The 17667-nt window shown below is 72.8% G+C and carries 19 protein-coding genes; 12 read left to right on the top strand and 7 right to left on the bottom strand.

Features of this window, described 5'->3' with window-relative positions; genetic code table 11:
• Positions 1–6: 6 nt before the first annotated feature.
• Positions 7–759, bottom strand: a complete 753-nt coding sequence (locus tag ACFVYF_RS00340) for a lysozyme (protein WP_389448470.1) — start codon at positions 757–759, stop codon at positions 7–9.
• 199 nt (positions 760–958) lie between these two features.
• Between ACFVYF_RS00340 and ACFVYF_RS00335 the strand changes: the two genes are divergently transcribed.
• The 3 genes from ACFVYF_RS00335 to ACFVYF_RS00325 all read left to right on the top strand — a co-directional run bounded on the left by ACFVYF_RS00335 (position 959) and on the right by ACFVYF_RS00325 (position 5027).
• Complete coding sequence (locus ACFVYF_RS00335) at positions 959–1714, top strand: class II aldolase/adducin family protein (protein WP_389448467.1); 756 nt, start codon at positions 959–961, stop codon at positions 1712–1714.
• A 442-nt stretch (positions 1715–2156) separates the two neighbouring features.
• Positions 2157–3284: an alpha/beta hydrolase gene (locus ACFVYF_RS00330; protein WP_389448464.1), complete on the top strand. Its 1128-nt coding sequence runs from the start codon at positions 2157–2159 to the stop codon at positions 3282–3284.
• 348 nt (positions 3285–3632) lie between these two features.
• A complete protein-coding gene (locus ACFVYF_RS00325) occupies positions 3633–5027 on the top strand; it encodes a hypothetical protein (RefSeq protein WP_389448461.1) in 1395 nt (464 codons plus the stop codon).
• An 8-nt stretch (positions 5028–5035) separates the two neighbouring features.
• Here the strand turns inward: ACFVYF_RS00325 and ACFVYF_RS00320 are convergent, their stop codons facing one another.
• Positions 5036–5449, bottom strand: a complete 414-nt coding sequence (locus tag ACFVYF_RS00320; RefSeq protein WP_389448458.1) for a VOC family protein — start codon at positions 5447–5449, stop codon at positions 5036–5038.
• Positions 5450–5596: 147 nt separating this feature from the next.
• Entirely contained in the window at positions 5597–6487 is an 891-nt protein-coding gene (locus tag ACFVYF_RS00315) for a neutral zinc metallopeptidase (RefSeq protein WP_389448455.1), read from the bottom strand.
• Between the two features lie 189 nt (positions 6488–6676).
• Here ACFVYF_RS00315 and ACFVYF_RS00310 point away from each other — a divergent pair, with 189 nt between their 5' ends.
• The 4 genes from ACFVYF_RS00310 (at position 6677) to ACFVYF_RS00295 (ending at position 10720) form a co-directional block, all read left to right on the top strand.
• The gene (locus ACFVYF_RS00310) at positions 6677–7510 is read left to right on the top strand and encodes a hypothetical protein (protein WP_389448452.1); all 834 of its coding nucleotides are present in this window, start codon (positions 6677–6679) and stop codon (positions 7508–7510) included.
• Positions 7511–7601: 91 nt separating this feature from the next.
• Positions 7602–9200, top strand: coding sequence for an ABC-F family ATP-binding cassette domain-containing protein (locus ACFVYF_RS00305; protein ID WP_389448449.1), 1599 nt, complete (start codon positions 7602–7604; stop codon positions 9198–9200).
• A 374-nt stretch (positions 9201–9574) separates the two neighbouring features.
• Positions 9575–9796, top strand: coding sequence for a helix-turn-helix domain-containing protein (locus ACFVYF_RS00300; RefSeq protein WP_006123601.1), 222 nt, complete (start codon positions 9575–9577; stop codon positions 9794–9796).
• Between the two features lie 132 nt (positions 9797–9928).
• Positions 9929–10720, top strand: a complete 792-nt coding sequence (locus ACFVYF_RS00295) for an enoyl-CoA hydratase/isomerase family protein (protein ID WP_389448447.1) — start codon at positions 9929–9931, stop codon at positions 10718–10720.
• A gap of 16 nt (positions 10721–10736) precedes the next feature.
• Here the strand turns inward: ACFVYF_RS00295 and ACFVYF_RS00290 are convergent, their stop codons facing one another.
• Positions 10737–11498, bottom strand: coding sequence for a nucleopolyhedrovirus P10 family protein (locus ACFVYF_RS00290; protein WP_389448444.1), 762 nt, complete (start codon positions 11496–11498; stop codon positions 10737–10739).
• Between the two features lie 87 nt (positions 11499–11585).
• Here ACFVYF_RS00290 and ACFVYF_RS00285 point away from each other — a divergent pair, with 87 nt between their 5' ends.
• The 5 genes from ACFVYF_RS00285 to amaP are packed head-to-tail and all read left to right on the top strand — an operon-like array spanning position 11586 to position 13987.
• Positions 11586–12083 (top strand): Asp23/Gls24 family envelope stress response protein, encoded by a 498-nt coding sequence (locus tag ACFVYF_RS00285; protein WP_389448441.1) that lies wholly within the window; start codon positions 11586–11588, stop codon positions 12081–12083.
• A gap of 34 nt (positions 12084–12117) precedes the next feature.
• Positions 12118–12303: a hypothetical protein gene (locus ACFVYF_RS00280; protein WP_389448438.1), complete on the top strand. Its 186-nt coding sequence runs from the start codon at positions 12118–12120 to the stop codon at positions 12301–12303.
• A 45-nt stretch (positions 12304–12348) separates the two neighbouring features.
• Positions 12349–12690: a hypothetical protein gene (locus tag ACFVYF_RS00275; protein ID WP_389448435.1), complete on the top strand. Its 342-nt coding sequence runs from the start codon at positions 12349–12351 to the stop codon at positions 12688–12690.
• Positions 12687–13397, top strand: a complete 711-nt coding sequence (locus tag ACFVYF_RS00270; RefSeq protein ID WP_389448432.1) for a DUF6286 domain-containing protein — start codon at positions 12687–12689, stop codon at positions 13395–13397. The genes ACFVYF_RS00275 and ACFVYF_RS00270 overlap by 4 nt, the downstream gene beginning before the upstream one ends.
• 11 nt (positions 13398–13408) lie before the next feature.
• On the top strand, positions 13409–13987 hold the full coding sequence (amaP, locus tag ACFVYF_RS00265; protein WP_389448429.1) for an alkaline shock response membrane anchor protein AmaP: 579 nt from the start codon (positions 13409–13411) through the stop codon (positions 13985–13987).
• Between the two features lie 51 nt (positions 13988–14038).
• On the opposite strand, the gene ACFVYF_RS00260 is transcribed toward amaP, so the two are convergent.
• The 3 genes from ACFVYF_RS00260 to ACFVYF_RS00250 all read right to left on the bottom strand — a co-directional run bounded on the left by ACFVYF_RS00260 (position 14039) and on the right by ACFVYF_RS00250 (position 17627).
• Positions 14039–14794, bottom strand: a complete 756-nt coding sequence (locus ACFVYF_RS00260) for an SDR family oxidoreductase (protein WP_389448426.1) — start codon at positions 14792–14794, stop codon at positions 14039–14041.
• 4 nt (positions 14795–14798) lie between these two features.
• A complete protein-coding gene (locus tag ACFVYF_RS00255) occupies positions 14799–16583 on the bottom strand; it encodes a glycoside hydrolase family 15 protein (protein ID WP_389448423.1) in 1785 nt (594 codons plus the stop codon).
• Between the two features lie 252 nt (positions 16584–16835).
• Entirely contained in the window at positions 16836–17627 is a 792-nt protein-coding gene (locus tag ACFVYF_RS00250) for an SURF1 family protein (protein WP_389448420.1), read from the bottom strand.
• Positions 17628–17667: the final 40 nt, after the last annotated feature.

Here is a 17667-nt window from a genome sequence, read left to right as displayed (position 1 = left end):
TGCCTGCTATCCCCTCGCGAAGGTCTTCAGCCGCGCCATGGATCCGTTGAAGAGATTCTGGTCACCAGGAAGGCTGCCACTGTTGTCGTACTGCCAGAACGTCCAGAACGTCCAGCCCGCGGGCAGCGCTCCCGGGTCGGCCGAGTCGTAGCGGGCCAGCCACAGGGCGTGGTTCGAGGCGAAGGCACGGCTGGCGCCGGTGCAGTCGTCCCACCAGTGCGTGGTCGTGTAGATCACCGGCCGGCGGCCGGTCGCCCGCCTGACCCCGTCACTGAACGCCTTGATCCACTTCACCATCGCGGTCCTGCTCAGGCCGTAGCACTTCTTGCCGTACGGGTTGTACTCGATGTCGAGCGCGGGCGGCAGCGTCCAGCCGTCCGCGCGCCAGGTGCCGCCGTTGCGCACGAAGTACGCGGCCTGCGCCCCGCCGGAGGACCTGTCCGGCAGCGCGAAGTGATAGGCGCCCCGCAGCAGGCCCGCGGCGCGCGAACCGTCGTACTGCCCGCTGAAGTAGGGGTTGCGGTAGGTGGTGGACTCGGTCGCCTTGACGTAGACGAACCGGGCGCCCTTCGCCTGCGCCTTCGGCCAGTCGACGTTCTTCTGGTGCGAGGAGACGTCGTGTCCGCGTGGTGCGGCCGCCCCCGAGGCCGCCCGCGAGGCCGGAATCCCGGCCAGCAGGGTCCCCGCTACGGCCAGCGCCGCCGCGGAGGCCGCGACGGCGCAGGCGCGAGGGCGGAACGGTTGGTGATCATGGCCCATATTTCCCCCCGAATGGCGACGTGCCAGACAAATCCAGCAGAGGCTACTGGAAGATCACCGGGTTCCGGTCCTTCACCGGCCAGTCGCACGGCCCGGGCGGTGTGTGGCTGCATGTGCTCCGGCGGAAGCACGCGTCGCCCTCTGAAGTGCCCCCGCCCGGCACGGCGTTGACGCGCGCTCCTCCTGGCAGGATCGCGCCATGGCTGAACAGCGGCGGGACACAGGGGACGACGGGGACGAGCGGGCCGGGCGGGAGGACGCGCAGGGCGCGCGCGAGCGTGGTGCGCCGGGTGCCCCGGGGGCGGTCGAGGGCGCGTGGGAGGAGCTCGTTACGACAGCGCGCCGGACCGTGTCCGACGGGCTGGTCGTCGGTACGTCGGGCAATGTGTCGGTCCGCGTCGGAGACACGGTCCTGGTCACGCCGTCGGGAGTGCCCTACGACCGGCTGACGCCCGCGGACCTCGTCGCCGTCGACCTGGACGGCCGGCAGGTGCGCGGCACGCTGGTACCGACGAGCGAACTGCCCATGCACCTCGCCGTCTACCGCACCACCGGCGCGCGCGCTGTCGTGCACACCCACGCCGTTCACGCGACGGCCGTCTCGACGCTCGTACCGGAACTCCCGCTGATCCACTACATGTCCGGAGCGCTCGGCGGACCGGTCCGGGTCGCCCCCTATGCGACCTACGGCACCCAGGAGTTGGCCGAGAACATGCTCCGGGCCCTCGCCGACCGCTCCGGCTGCCTCCTCCAGAACCACGGCACCCTCACCTACGGCACCAGCCTCAGCCAGGCCTACGACCGCACCGCCCAGCTGGAGTGGATGTGCCGCGTCTGGCTCACGGCGTCCTCCGTACCGGGCCTGACCCCGAACCTCCTCACCCAGGAACAGGCGGCACGGGCGGGGGAGCGACTGCGGGGGTACGGCCAGCCGGGCCGGGGCGTCAGCTTCTGAGCAGCCTGGGGTCGGCGGCGGTGGCGGCCGTTCGAGATGTGCCGGTGGATCGGCGCGGTGGCGGCCGTTCGTGACGTGCCGGTGGATCGGCCTGGAGGCGGCGGCCGTCCGAGACGTGGCGGTGGATCGGCCGGGGGCGGCGGCGCTCGTTCGAGACGCGCCGGTGGATCGGCCCCGGGGCCGTGGCGGCGGCCGTTCGAGACGTATCGGCGGACGGTCGGGGGGTCTGCGGCGGCGCCTGTCCGAGACGTGCCGGTGCTGCGGTGCCGAGCACGCCTCGGATCGGCGCCGGGGCCGCGGCGGCGCCCGCCCGTGACGTGCTCGGCACCGCAGCACCGAGCACGCGCATCCGGAAGATGCGGTCCCCGGTCCGGACGGGAAAGGCAGGCTCCCGTCCGCCCTCCCGCTGGCCGACAGCGGGCTCCCCCGGGAGACTGGACCGGTGCGCACTGTCAAAGCGACGGCCGCCGCCGTCACCGTTGCCCTGGCCGCCGGCGCGGCCTCCATTGCCGCCGGCCGGTACGCCAGCGATGCCGCGCTGAAGGCGCCCCCGGGCCGGCCACTGCCCACCGAGCCGCGCCTCACCGTGCACTCCACGGCCGCCGGCCAGATCACCCTCACCCGCGACCTGGCCTCGCTGCGGCCGGGAACGTACGGCCTGAGCGGTGACGGCTCCCACGCGGTCGTGGGACCCGTCCTGGACTCCGCCCCGCACCCCGCCGACACGGTCGTACGCCGTCTTGAGCGCGTCACCCACGGCGCCCTCAAGCGCGGCGACAGCGTGTGGCTGACCGCGAACCTCCACGTGGGCGATCCGAGCACCGCGCTCGGCCTGGACCACGCCGACGTCAACGTCCCCGGGGAACTCGGTGCCCTGCCCGCCTGGTTCGTGCCCGGCACCCGCGACACCTGGGTGATCACCGTGCACGGTCTCGGCGCCACCCGCGAACACCCCATGAACGTCATGGAGTTCCTGCACCGCCAGCGGCTCCCCGTCCTCGACCTCGCCTACCGCGGCGACCTCGGCGCCCCCCGCCCCCAGGACGGCCTGAACCACCTCGGCGAGACCGAGTGGCGCGACCTGGACGCCGCCCTGCGCTACGCCGTGCGCTACGGCGCCGAACGGATCGTCCTGTACGGGTGGTCCACCGGCGCCACCATGGCGCTGCGCGCCGCCGCGCACTCCGCGGTGCGCGACCGCATCGCGGGGCTCGTCCTCGACTCGCCCGTGCTCAGCTGGGAGACGACGCTGCGCGCGCTGGCCTCGGCCCGGCGCACGCCCGCCGCGCTGCTGCCCCTCGCGGTCCGCGCCGCCCAGGGGCGAACGGGCCTGCAGGGCGACCGCATCGTGGAGGCCGCCGACCCCGGCCGGCTGAAGGTGCCGGTGCTGCTGCTGCACGGCCCCGACGACACGATCGCCCCCTGGGACTTCTCCCGCAGACTCGCCGCCCGGCGCCCGGACCTGGTCACCCTGCACACCGTCCCGCACGCTCCGCACGGCGCCATGTGGAATGCCGGCCCGGCGGACTACGAGGAGGCGCTGCGCCGCTTCCTCACCCCGTTGATGTAGCCCGCCCGGACGGGCATACGGCGGACGGCAGCTGTATCCCATCCCAGGGGACGGCGGTCCACGCCGGGGTCGGCCGACCATCCTCCGGGCCACTGTCCGCCGACGGCCCGACGTCCTCCGACCGGTCCGCCCGCCGACGACTCGGGCCCCCCGGACGGCTCCAAACCGCCCCCGCGGCCGTCCGCGGAAACGCTTCGGCGCGGCGGCGGCGCTCCTTCCGTTTCGGCCTCGCGGAAGAGGCGGCTCAGGGGTGTCGGGCGTCCGCCGAGACGCGCGCGCCCCTCGCGCGGGCCGCCCGCCGTCCCATTCCGTTTGGGTTTTCGGACTGTCAACCGGAAGACTGCACCTGTGACGTCCCGTAACCCGCGCGACTCCAGGCTCCGACTCGTCCGCCCGCGGCCTCTTGCCGCCGCTTCCCGAGCGGTGACCCAACGCCGCTCACGCCGCCCCGCCCCCCGGCCCCCCGAGGGCACACCGGCGCCCTCGGAACTGGCGCGTATGGCACGCTCCGGCCTGGCCGGCGCGGCCCGTGTCGCCCGCTGGTCCGACTCCGCACTCCGTCCCGGGCGCGACGGCGCGACCCCCGACGGCAAGGGCGCCCTCTCCGACGCCACCGCCGAACGGGCCGCGCAGGAACTGGGACTGACCCCGGCTCAGGTCCGTGCCGACTGGGACACCGCACGGCTGGCCGGCCTCGTCGAGGTGCACGGCGACACCGCGCGCCCCGGCTGGCGGCTGCGCGCCTGGAACCGCGACGACAGCGCCGTACTGCGCGGCTGGGTCGCCCTTTTCGACGCCTGGTCGCTCGCCTATCCGGAGCCCGCGGACCGCGAGCCCGCCGCCGTCGCCGAGGTCGTCTCCGCGATGCCCCAGGTGCTCTCCTTCCTCCAGCTGTCCGCCGGGCCCGTCCCCGTCGAGCAGCTCCTGGACCTCCTCGAACAGCGCGTCACGGAACTGCGCACCGAGCGCTGCGAGATCCCGTACGGCCCCCAGCCAGACCCCGCCGTCGAGCCGGCGGACACCCCGCTGCCGCCGCTCCTCGACTGGGCCCTGCATGCCCTCGCCGCCGTCGGCGCCCTGACCTGCGCCGACGGGCAGGCCACCCTCACGCCGCTCGGCAGCTGGGCGGTCTGGGTCAAGCTGGAGCAGATCTGCGTCGCCGCGCAGAGCCCCGCGGGGAACATCGAGCAGTCCGCCGAGGCCATGCTCCGCGGCTGCGCGCAGCTGCGCCCGAACGCGGCCCGTGCCGAGTACCGCGCCTGGCTCGCCGCCCGTCCCGTCGGCAGCGCCGTCACCGAACTCCTCGACGCCGCCCGGGGTGAGGACGCCCTGCTGCGCGGCCTGGCCTTCGAGGCGCTGCGGGTGGTCGGCGCCCCCGCGGAGCCCGATGTCCGCGCCGTGGCCGACCGGACCCCGCTGCGGCCCTACGCCCTGCTGTGGCTCGCCGAGCACGAGGGCCACGACCCGGAGGACGTCCACGAGGTGCTCACCCGTGAAGAGGCGACCTGGCTGTGGGTGGACACCGCGGCCGCCGTCGCCGACCACGGCGAAGCCCCGCTCCTCGTACGGCACTTGGAGTCCGCCGTGCAGCCCACCGTGCCCGCGCTGCTCGACGAGGTGCGCGCGGTCGGGCACCCCCGCACCGTGCAGGTCCTGGTGGCGCTCGCCGCGGCGCACCCGGACCCGGCACTCGCCAAGGCCGTCCGCAGAGCGGCCTTCCAGGTGCACACCGGAGGGAGCTGACGGGTGCCCTACGCCCCTATCTCGGGGGCGTACGTCCCGAAGCTCCAGATGTTGCCCTCGATGTCCCGGGCCATGTAGTCCCGCGAGCCGTAGTCCTGGTCCGTCGGGGGCATCAGGATCTCGGCGCCGTGGTCCACGGCCTGCTGGTGGTGGGCGTCCACGTCGTCCACCACCACGTACACCCCGGTGGGTCCTGCGCCCTTCATCGCCGTGTCGAAGACGCCGCCGCGGCCCTTGGAGCCGAGCATCACAGCGCCGTTGCCCTGCATCAGCTCGGCGTGCATCACCGCGCCGTCCTCGCCCTCGTACACCGACAGCTCGGTGAAGCCGAAGGCCTCCGTGAGCTGCCTGATCGCCGCTTTCGCGTCCGCGTACAGCAGCGTCGGGTAGGTGCTCGGGCGCTTGCCGTCCGTGCCTGCCATGCCGATCACTCCCTCTGGTCCTGTCGGATTCCGCCCGGCCCCGTCGGCGGAATGTGACCTGCTCCACAGTCTTGCACCGGCCACTGACAACGGCCCGGCCGAGCGGGAGCGGGGACCGGCCGGCCCGGGACCGACGCCGTAGGACGCTCAGCGGAACGTGTTGCACTGGGCCATGTCGCCGGTGCGGTAGCCCTGGTGGAACCACTGCTGCCGCTGTGCGGCCGAGCCGTGGGTGAAGGACTCCGGCGTCACCCGGCCCTGGAACTTCTCCTGGATCCGGTCGTCGCCGACGGCGGCCGCCGCGTCCAGGCCGTCGCGGATGTCGGCGTCCGTGAGGCTCGTGATCAGCGGTTTGCCGGTCGTCTCGTCCTTGGCGGTGGTCGCGTTGTGCGCCCACACCCCCGCGTAGCAGTCGGCCTGCAACTCCACCTTCACCGCGTTGCTGTTCGCGCCGGTCCGCCCGTCCTGCGCCCTGCCCAGGGTCCCCATCAGGTCCTGCACATGGTGGCCGTACTCGTGGGCCACCACGTACGCCTGCGCGAACGGCCCGCCGCTGGAGCCGAATTTCGTCCGCAGCTCGTCGAAGAAGCCGAGGTCCAGATAGACCTTGCGGTCACCGGGGCAGTAGAAGGGCCCGACAGCCGACGTCGCCGTCCCGCACGCGGTACCGACCCGGCCACTGAAGAACACCGTCGGCGACTGCGTGTACGTACCGCTGCGACGCCTGAACTCCTGCCGCCAGTAGTCCTGCACGCTGTTGACCACCGCGACGATGCGGCAGTCCTCCTTGGTGTTCGCGTCCTGTCCCGTGCGGCAGGTCTGCTGGACCTGGGCCAGGGAGGACGCGGTCGGCGCGGGATCGTCGTTGCCGGAGGAGAGCCCCAGCTGATCGGGGCCCACTCCGAAGAACAGGCCCAGGAGCAGTGCGATCAGTCCGGCGACGCCGCCGCCGACGGTCGCCCTGCCGCCGGGGATCCGACTGCCGCGCACATCCTGCACCTCGGAGGTGTCCAGGTCGGCGTCGTCGTCGAACTGCATGGGCGCACCACCCTCTGCGTACGTCGGTCCGTGACCGCCATCCTTCTACGGCGCCCCGCCCGCGGCGCCGGGCGAAGGTCCGAACGGGGGACGCGACCCGCCCGCCCGCCGTGTCCCGGCGCCCCGCTCGCCCCGCCCGCCTACGCTCTGCGCCTGATCCATGGGCGGGCAACCGCAGGGGGGGCAAGGATGGTCGTACTGCCGGTCGAGGGACCACAGCCGGTCCCGGCCGCCCCGCGTCCCGGGCCGGCCGTCACCGAGGCCCCGGCGAACGCCCCGGCCACCCGGCCCGCGCCGCCCCGGAGCGCGCCCCACGTCCGCTCCCGGGCCCTGGGCCGGCTGCTCCCCGCGGCCCTCGCCGTCCTGCTGGCGGCCCCCCTCCTGGCCACCGCCCGCCACGTCCGCCCCGCCCCCTACGGTGATCACCTCTCCGCCCCCGCGCGCGTGGAGCACGCGACGCCGGGCCGGCTGCGGACGAGAGGGGCCGCCGTCGAGGCGTACGACGCGGCGACCGGCCGTGTCCGCTGGAGCTACGCCCGCGAGGGACGGCGCCCGCTGGCCGTGCTCCCCGCGCGCGTGCACGCACTCGCGCTCTGGGACGACGGGCTGGTCACCGACACCGCGGCCGACGGCCGCACGGTCCGCTGGCACCGCGCACTGCCCGGGGCCGCGCCCTGGCTCGCCGCCCACGGGGGAGGCGGCGTCCTGCGGCTGCTCGGTCGCGGGGAGCGCATGCTCGCCGTGGTCACCCCCGGCCGTATCGCCGCCTATCGCACCGCGGACGGCGATCTGCGCTGGGTGCTGCCCGCCCATGGCGGGTGCGCCTTCGTGCCCGAGCGTGCCGTGCGCCGGGGCGGGGCGCTGCTGCTGGCGCAGCCGTGCGCGGCCGGCGAGCCGTGGACCGCCCAGATCATCGGTGTGGACGATCTCGGCCGGATCACCCCGTCCCGCACCCCGCTGGGCAACGAGCGTCACAGTCCCGAACGCCCGCACACAGGAAAAGTGGTTGCACGGCCCCGTTAGACTTGGCCCATGGCCATTCTCCTCGCGCATTAGACGGCGGGAACGTCCTCAGCCGCCCACCCCGTCATCCATCCCGCCCTGGAGTCTGTCCGTGATCTCCGCCTCCGGTATCGAGCTGCGCGCCGGCGCCCGTGTCCTCATCGAGTCCGCCACCTTCCGTATCGCCAAGGGCGACCGCATCGGCCTGGTCGGCCGCAACGGCGCGGGAAAGACCACCCTCACCAAGGTCCTCGCCGGTGAGGGCGTCCCCGCCGGCGGCACCGTCACCCGCTCCGGCGAGGTCGGCTATCTCCCGCAGGACCCGCGCACCGGCGACCTCGACGTGCTGGCCCGCGACCGCGTCCTGTCCGCCCGCGGCCTGGACACCCTGATCCGCAAGATGCGCGAGAACGAACAGCGCATCGCCAACGGCTCGGGCGCCACCCGCGAGAAGGCCATGCGGCAGTACGAGCGCCAGGAGACCGAGTTCCTCACCAAGGGCGGGTACTCCGCCGAGGCCGAGGCCGCCACCATCGCCGCCGCGCTGAATCTGCCCGACCGGGTACTCGGCCAGCCCCTGCACACGCTCTCCGGTGGTCAGCGCCGCCGTATCGAGCTGGCCCGGATCCTCTTCTCGGACGCCGACACGCTGCTCCTGGACGAGCCGACCAACCACCTCGACGCCGACTCGATCGTCTGGCTGCGCGACTACCTGAAGACCTACCGCGGTGGCTTCGTGGTCATCTCCCACGACGTGGACCTGGTCGAGACGGTCGTGAACAAGGTGTTCTACCTGGACGCCAACCGCGCCGAGATCGACTTCTACAACATGGGCTGGAAGCTCTACCAGCAGCAGCGCGAGGCCGACGAGAAGCGCCGCAAGCGCGAGCGGCAGAACGCCGAGAAGAAGGCCGCCGCGCTGCACTCGCAGGCGGACAAGATGCGCGCCAAGGCCACCAAGACCGTCGCCGCGCAGAACATGGCCCGTCGCGCCGACAAGCTGCTCGCCGGCCTGGAGTCCGAGCGGAAGTCCGACAAGGTCGCCAAGCTGCGCTTCCCCGAGCCGTCGCCCTGCGGCAAGACCCCCCTCATGGCCGAGGGGCTGTCGAAGTCGTACGGCTCGCTGGAGATCTTCACCGACGTCGACCTGGCCATCGACAAGGGCTCACGCGTGGTGATCCTGGGTCTGAACGGTGCCGGAAAAACGACCCTGCTGAAGCTGCTCGGCGGCGCCGAGAAGCCCGACACCGGTGAGGTCATCGAGGGACACGGCCTCAAGCTCGGGTACTACGCGCAGGAGCACGAGACCCTCGACCCGGAGCGCTCGGTCCTGGAGAACATGCGCTCCGCCGCCCCCGACCTGGACCTGGTCGAGGTGCGCAAGACGCTCGGCTCGTTCCTCTTCTCCGGTGACGACGTCGACAAGCCGGCCGGTGTGCTCTCCGGTGGCGAGAAGACCCGTCTCGCGCTCGCGACCCTGGTGGTCTCCTCCGCGAACGTCCTCCTCCTCGACGAGCCGACCAACAACCTCGACCCGGCCAGCCGTGAGGAGATCCTCGGCGCGCTGCGCACCTACAAGGGCGCGGTCGTGCTCGTCACCCACGACGAGGGCGCCGTCGAGGCGCTCCAGCCGGAGCGGATCATCCTGCTGCCCGACGGCGTCGAGGACCTGTGGGGCGCGGACTACGCGGATCTGGTCGCGCTGGCATAAGTCCCGGCCCGGGCCCGCGGGGGCGTCAGCCGGGCGTGATCGAATGACTGATCCACTGCGTATGGATCATTCGGCCGATCCGTGATCCATCATCTGTGTGAGATCTCCTCATACCGAGGTGTGTCCTACATCGATTTCGCGGCCGAGTCCTTGGTTCCCAAGGGCTCGGCCGTCTCGCGTCGCTGACCTGGCGCTTCGCGGAGGAACCCGTTCGGCCGTACGGAAAGCACGGTGCGGAATTCTGGATTCCACTCGTGGGGACGGGCTCCTGTCGTCAAAACCTTGTCTTACCGACCTTGCCGAATGGGTGGCCATGAGGCCCGGGAGGGGTGATCATGAGAAGTCCAGAGCGCACTTCCCATGAGGAGGCACGGGTGGCCGAGACTCTGAAGAAGGGCAGCCGGGTAACCGGCGCCGCGCGCGACAAGCTCGCGGCAGACCTGAAGAAGAAGTACGACTCCGGTGCGAGCATCCGAGCGCTGGCCGAAGAGACCGGCCGCTCGTATGGCTTCGTGCACCGGATGCTCAGCGAGTCGGGAGTCACGCTCCGTGGGCGTGGCGGAGCGACGCGCGGCAAGAAGGCCGCCTCGGCCTGAGGCCGGACGTCCCCATCGGCTTCGGTGGTGACCACCCGGGCGGTCGGCTGACCGACCGGGTGGTTACTGTGCAGTCACTTAAGGATGCCGTCGTACGGCATCTCCTGTGACCGCACGCATCGGAGGCTTGCCATGGCTTCGCTCGACCCGCTCATCGACAAGGACGGCGTACAGCTCACCGTCGACGACGCGATCGCCACGGTGACACTGGCCAACCCGGCCAAGCGCAACGCCCAGAGTCCCGCGCTGTGGCGGGCGTTGACGCAGGCCGGACGGTCTTTGCCCGGCTCCGTCCGGGTGGTGGTGCTGCGCGCCGAGGGCAAGTCCTTCTCGGCGGGCCTCGACCGGCAGGCCTTCACGACCGAGGGCTTCGACGGCGAGCCGTCGTTCATCGACCTCGCGCGCGGCTCCGACACCGAGCTCGACGCGACCATCGCCGAATACCAGGAGGCGTTCACCTGGTGGCGGCGCAGCGACATCGTGTCCATCGCCGCCGTGCAAGGACACGCCATTGGTGCGGGTTTCCAGCTCGCGCTCGCCTGTGACCTGCGCGTCGTCGCCGACGACGTGCAGTTCGCCATGCGCGAGACCAGCCTGGGACTCGTGCCCGACCTCACGGGGACCCATCCACTGGTGAGCCTCGTGGGATACGCCCGTGCGCTGGAGATCTGCGCGACCGGGCGCTTCGTGACGGCGGAAGAGGCCGAGCGCACCGGGCTCGCCAACCTCGCGGTGCCCGCGGACCAGCTCGACGACACGGTCCGGGACCTCGCCGGTGCCCTGCTCTCGGCCCCGCGCGACGCGGTGATCGAGACCAAGGCCCTGCTCCGCGGGGCGCAGGACCGCTCTTACGAGGAGCAGCGCACCGCTGAGCGTGCCGCCCAGGCGCGTCGCCTGCGCGACCTCGCCGGGGTCGGCGAGTAGTCCCTCCCCGCCCCGTTCAGAACATCACGGGGTGTCTGTCCACCGCGGTGACGACGACGGCCACGGAAGGCCGTTCGGGCAGGGCCTTGGCCACGGCCGCGCGGACCGCGCGGGCCACGTCCACGGCCCGGGCGTCCGCCGACACGGCGAACTCGACGCGGACATGGCGCCGCGGCAGTGCACTTCCGCCGCCCGCGCCGTCCCCCGGGCGGTCCTCGATGTGGACCGGTTGGCCCATGGCGTCGGTCAGACGGGTGACGTCCGGGACGGACAACGCGGCCGCGGCGACCCGTGTCTCCTCGGCTCCGGTCGGCATCTCGGCCGGCGCCGCACCGGTGGGGCGTACGGCGTCGGGGGTCTCGTCCGGGCCCAGGAGGTCCGTCACCCGCAGATCCACCTCCGTGATCCGCAGGCCGAGGTGCCCCGTCGCCGCTGTGATCAGGGCGTCCCGCAGCCGGGCCGCGGTCGTGGGCAGTGGTTCCGCGCCCTGAGCGGTGGGGTCCGCGGAGGCCGTGAATTCCCCGGTGAGCCGGAGCGGACCGGGCGGCAACGCGCTGGGCGGCGGCGGCACCGCGGGCTCGTCCAGCCGGTCCGGGGCGGCGAGGGCGACTCTGAGCGCGCCCAGACGCATGCCGCGTAGGGCATGGGCCGCGTACCGAAGGACCGAGCCGGCCGCCTCCTCCGTGATCCACGCGCCGTCGCGCGCGTCACCCAGAGGCAGCAGTCTGCCGAGCCGCAACTGATTCCGTACAGCCTGTGTCCACCGGTCCGCCGTCATTGCTCCAGCCTGCCCCATCCCCGGCGCGAGACCACGCAACCCCGCTTACTGTGAGCAAAGGAGGACGACCGGAAGGGATGTACGGCGATGACCGACATGAGTGAGCGGAAGCGGCCGGATAACCCTGTGGGCGAACAGGAACTGCCCGGCACCACGCAGACCCGCAGGACCGGCACGACCAAGCGCGGCGGCGGAGACCCGGCCACGCGCGGGCGGACCACGATCGCCGACGGAGTGGTGGAGAAGATCGCCGGGCTCGCCGCCCGGGACGTGCTCGGCGTCCACGCCATGGGCAGCGGGCTGAGCCGGACCTTCGGAGCGGTGCGGGACCGGGTGCCCGGTGGCACCAAGTCCGTCTCGCGCGGCGTCAAGGCCGAGGTCGGCGAGGTGCAGACCGCACTCGACCTGGAGATCGTCGTCGAGTACGGGGTGTCGATCGCGGACGTCGCCCGCGATGTGCGCGAGAACGTGATCGCGGCCGTCGAGCGCATGACCGGGCTCGAGGTCGTCGAGGTCAACATCGCCGTCAGCGACGTGAAGCTGCCGGACGAAGAGGACGAGGAGCCGGAGTCACGGCTCCAGTGACCACCGGACGACCCGGACTGTGGAGGAGCGCACCATGAGCTTGGCCGTGATCGGCATGATCGCCGGAATGGCGCTGGGCTTCGCCGGCTACTTCGGTGGATTCGGTGCCTTTGTGCTGGTGGCGGCCCTGGGGGCCGTCGGCTTCGTCGTCGGGCGGTTCCTGGAGGGTGATCTGGACCTCGGCGACTTCTTCCGCTCCCGCGACGACCGGCGGCGGTGACGCGTGGCGCCGCAGGCCGGCCGGCTCGGTGAGACGCGGCGGCCCGTGACGGCCGTCCCGGCGGGAGAGCGCGGTGCGACCCGGATCGCCGACCGGGTCGTCGCGAAGATCGCCGCGCAGGCCGCCCGCGAGACGCTGGAGACACGCCCCGCGGACGCCCCGGCCCCGCACGCCACCGTCGTGGTGCGCCACAACACCGCCCGGGTCCGCGTCAGCCTCGACCTCGCCTACCCCTCCGACATCGGTGGCCAGTGCACTGCGGTGCGTCGTCATGTCGCCCAGCGGGTAAAGGCGTTGGCGGGGATGGAAGTACCGGAGGTGGCCGTTCAGGTGGAGCGGCTGCACCTGGCACAGGCGCCCGGCGCGGCACAGGGGAGGACGCAGTGAGCGAGCCCCGGGACGAGAAGAGCACCTTGAGCACCTCCGAAGGCGGCGGCACCCAGCGGCTGCCGGTCGTGGAGGTCATGGAGAAAGGGCCCGAGAGCGAACTGGGCCAGTCCGCCTCCGCCGCGGCGTACGAACCCCTGCCCACCCTCGACGACGAGGGCGACGGACAGGGCCGCTTCTGGTCGGTGCGCCGCGTCCCGGCGGGCCTCGTCGCGCTGCTGGTCCTCGCGGCCGCGGGCGTCCTGCTGTACGACATTGCCGCCGTACGAGCCGACCACTCCGCCCTGGCCTGGCGCAAGTGGCTCGCCCGGCAGCTCGCCGAACGGCCCCTCGACGACACCTGGGTGCTCGTCGGCGCCGGTGTCGCCGTGGCCCTCGGGCTCTGGCTGGTCGTCCTCGCCGTCACCCCCGGTCTGCGCGATGTGCTGCCGATGCGGCGCCCGCACGCCGAGGTCCGGGCCGGTCTGCACCGCGGCGCCGCGGCCCTGGTGCTGCGCGACCGGGCCATGGAGGTCTCCGGGGTGCGCGCGGTCCGGGTCCGGGTGGGGCGCCGGAAGGTCGACGTCCGGGCCCTCTCGCACTTCCGTGAACTCGACGACGTACGCGCCGACTTGGACGCCACACTCACCGACGGGATCAGAGGGCTCGGGCTCGCCCGGCGCCACGCCCTGTCGGTGCACGTCGGCCGTCCCGGCCGGAAAGGGTAGGGGTGAGGTCCGTGCTGAGGGTCGTCAACCGGGTGCTGCTGGGGCTCGCCGGACTCGTGTTGGTCGTTCTCGGCGGTTCCGTGCTCGCCATCGGGCTCGGCGCGAAGCCGCCCTCCTGGTGGATCCATGACGGGCGGCACGATGTGCTGCTCAGCGACGCCGACCGGGCCCGCTGGCGGGACGAGAGCTGGTGGTGGCCGGCCGTCATCGCCGGGCTCGCCGTCCTGCTGCTGCTCGCCCTGTGGTGGCTGTCGGCCGTGCTGCGGCGGCGCCGGCTCGCCGAGGTCCTCGTCGACACCGGCGACGGCGAGGGCGCGCTGCTGCGCGGCCGGGCCCTGGAGGGCGTACTGGCCGGCGAGGCGGAGGGGCTGGACGGCGTCGAGCGGGCGCGGGTCCTGCTGACCGGGCGGCGCAGCGCCCCGGAGGCGCGGGTGCAGCTCCAGTTGCAGCCGCACGCCGACCCCCGGGAGACGCTGCACCTGCTGACGGCCGAGGCACTGGCGCACGCCCGGGACTCGGCCGGCCTCGCGACGCTGCCCGCGGAGGTCCGTCTCGGCGCGGCCAAGCACCGGGCCGAACGCGTCAGTTGAGCACGGGCGTCCCGTACACGGGCGTCCCGTACGCCGGCGGTCCGGAGCTGGTCAGAACCCGTGCCGCATGCCGCCGTCCACCGGCAGCATGATGCCCGTCAGATACGACGCCCCCGGCGACAGCAGGAACGCGGCCGCGCGGCCGAACTCCTCCGGGAAGCCGTAGCGGCGCAGCGGGATGCGGGACTCGTTGGCCGCGCGGGTGGCCTCCGGGTCGGCGGAGAGGGAGTCGAGCTCGCGGACCCGGTCCGTGTCGATGCGGGCCGGAAGCAGGCCGACGACGCGGATGCCGCGCGGGCCCAGCTCGTCCGCCAGCGACTTGGCGAAGCCCGCGAGGCCGGGCCGCAGCCCGTTCGAGATTGTCAGCCCCGGGATCGGCTCGTGCACCGAGCCGGAGAGCACGAAGCCGATGACACCGCCCTCGCCGAGCTCCGCGGCGGCCGCGCGGGCCAGCCGTACCGCACCGAGGAAGACGGACTCGAACGCGGCCGTCCACTGCTCGTCCGTGTTGTCGGCGACGAAGCCGGGCGGCGGCCCGCCGACGCTGATCAGAATGCCGTCGAACCCGCCGAAGTGCTCACGGGCGGCGCCGATCAGCCGGTCACCGACCGCCGGGTCGGCATTGTCGGCGGACACACCGACGGCGTTCGGGCCGAGCTCCGCGGCGGCCTCGGCCACCCGCTTCTCGTCCCGCCCCGTGACGATCACCTTCGCGCCGTCGGCGACGAGCTCACGCGCGGCGGCGTTGCCCAGGCCACGGGTGGCTCCCGTGACGACGTACACACGGTCCTTCAGTCCAAGATCCATGCCCCTATCCTGCCCTCTCGTCCCCGAACAGGGCGAGGGCGGTGGTCACCAGACCGATATGGCTGAACGCCTGCGGGAAGTTCCCGAGCTGGCGCCCGGCGAGGGGGTCGTACTCCTCGGAGAGCAGTCCCACGTCGTTGGCCAGTCCCACCAGCCGCTCGAACAGGTCCCGCGCCTCGTCGGCGCGGCCCGTCATGTGCAGCGCCTCCGCGAGCCAGAACGAGCAGACGAGGAACGTGCCCTCGTCACCCGGCAGTCCGTCGATGTCGGTCTCGTCGGTGCTGTAGCGGCGCACGAAACCGCTGTGGCCGAGTTCGTCGCGGATCGCGTCGATCGTGCCGATCACCCGTGGATCGTCGGGAGGCAGGAAACCGACGCGGGGGATGAGCAGCGTCGAGGCGTCCAGTTCGCGGGAACCGTAGGACTGCGTGAAGGTGTTCCGCTCGGCGTCGTAGCCGTGCTCGCACACCTCCCGGTGCACCTCGTCCCGCATCGCCCGCCAGCCCTCCAGGTCGCCGGTGAGCTTCGGGTCGAACTCCAGCGTCCGGACCGCGCGGTCGGCGGCCACCCACGCCATCACCTTCGAGTGCACGAAGTGCCGGCGCGGCCCGCGCACCTCCCACAGTCCCTCGTCCGGCTGCCGCCAGGCGGTGCGCAGGAACTCCATCAGGGCGACCTGCACCCGCCACATGTGCGGCTTCATGGGCAGCCCCGCACGCCGGGCCAGCGAGAGCGAGTCGATGACCTCGCCGTAGACGTCCAGCTGCAACTGCTCCACGGCGTCGTTGCCGACCCGGACCGGTGCGGAGTCCGCGAAGCCGGGCAGCCACGGCAGTTCGTACTCGGTGAGGCGGCGCTCGCCGCCGAGGCCGTACATGATCTGCAGGTCCGCCGGGTCGCCCGCGACCGCTCGCAGCAGCCAGTCACGCCAGGCCTCGGCCTCCTCCTGATACCCGACGGACAGCAGCGCGCCGAGGGTGAGCGTGGCGTCGCGCAGCCAGCAGTAGCGGTAGTCCCAGTTGCGGATGCCGCCCAGCTCCTCGGGGAGCGAGGTGGTGGGAGCGGCCACGATGCCGCCGGTCGGCTGGTAGGTGAGGGCCTTCAGGGTGATCAGCGACCGTACGACGATGTCCCGGTGCGGCCCTTCGTAGCGGCAGCGCGCCGCCCACTCCTGCCAGTCCTCGACGCTGGAGCGCAGCGCGTCGAAGGGATCGCAGAGCGGCGGGCGCGGCCGGTGCGAGGGGTGCCAGGTGAGCACGAAGGCCACCTTCTCGCCGGCCTCCACGGTGAACTCCGAATGCGTGCGGAAGTCCTTGCCCCAGGTGCGCACGGGCGGCTCGCTGCGAAACCACACCGCGTCCGGCCCCGCCACGGCCACGCGCTGGCCGTCCGACCTGCGCATCCACGGCACGACCGAGCCGTAGTCGAAGCGCAGCCTGAGGGTGCCGCGCATCGTCACCCGGCCGCTGAGCCCTTCGACGACGCGTACGAGATCGGGGGCGTGCTCGCGCTGCGGCATCAGGTCGGTGACGCGCACCGAGCCCTCCTCGGTGTCCCACTCCGTGTCCAGCACCAGTGTGTCGGGCCGGTACGCGCGGCGGGTGCACGGGCCCGCGCCCTTGGGCGCGAGGCGCCAGTGGCCGTGGTCGTCGCCGCCGAGCAGCGCCGCGAAGCACGCGGGCGAGTCGAACCGTGGCAGACACAGCCAGTCGACCGAGCCGTCGCGCCCCACCAGGGCGGCCGTCTGTTCGTCGCCGATGAGCGCGTAGTCCTCGATGCGTCGTTGCACGGTGGACGGGTTCCCGAAGCGAACGACCGCCAATCGGGCCGCCGGAGTGGCGTGAGCAGCCGAAGGGGTGCGGGTGGGGTGGGGCGGCGGGTCTCGACGGGGACTGCCCTGGCCCGTAGGGGTCTTTACGGCGGCCGGGGTTGCCCCGGGCCGTATGGCGCTGCGGGTCTGCACGCCGGCTGCGGTCGTCCGGGCCGTACGGGTCTACGGGTGTACGGGTGTACGGGTGTACGGGTCGAGGGGGCCAGGGGTCTACACGGCGGCCGGGGTCGCCTCCGGCGTGGTCTCCTTCGCGGCGGCCTCCGCCCGGTCCCGGCGCTCACGGCGGACGAGGACGACCCAGCCCACGGGGACGCCCGCGGAGAACAGCCACCACTGGATGGCGTACGCCATGTGCGGACCGATGTCGCTGTGTTCCGGGTCGGGGATCAGCTCGGGGGAGCCGCCCCTGGGGGCCGGCGAGGTCTGCTCGATGTAGCCGCCGAGGACCTGCTTGCCGAGCCGCTTCGCCTCCTGGGCGCTGTTGATCAGCATGACCTGACGGTCCGGCAGCCCCTGGACGTTCTTGATGCCGCTGTCGGCGGTCGTCTCGTCGGCCATCAGCCGGCCGGTGACGGTGATCTCGCCCTTCGCGGGCGCGGGGACCTTGGGGAACGCGGTCTGTACGCCGTTCGCGGGGATCCAGCCCCGGTTCACCACCAGCACCCGCCCGTCGTCCAGGACGAAGGGGGTCAGGACGTGGAAGCCGACCTCGCCGTCGGAGTTCGTACGGCGGCGCACCACGACCTCGTGCGCGGTGTCGAAGGTGCCCTTCGCGGTGACCCGGCGGTACAGGTCGTCGTGTCTGACGTGCCGGCCCGGCCCGGTCAGCGACTCGGCGGACACCGGTTCGGCGGCCAGCGAGTTGGAGATCACGGTGTTCAGCGCCACCTTGTGCTCGTGGCGGTGCAGTTGCCAGAAGCCCAGCTCGATCATGGTCGGGATGAGCGCGAGCATCAGAAGGGTGAGAATCACCCACTGCCGGGACAACAGGAAGCGGTACACCCCAATGACGTTACCCCGCACGAATCGGCCCCCGCCGGGA

Source organism: Streptomyces sp. NPDC058274 (genome assembly GCF_042881375.1).
In the GTDB taxonomy this organism is placed as follows: domain Bacteria; phylum Actinomycetota; class Actinomycetes; order Streptomycetales; family Streptomycetaceae; genus Streptomyces.
This window is presented reverse-complemented; position numbering and strand designations above follow the sequence as displayed.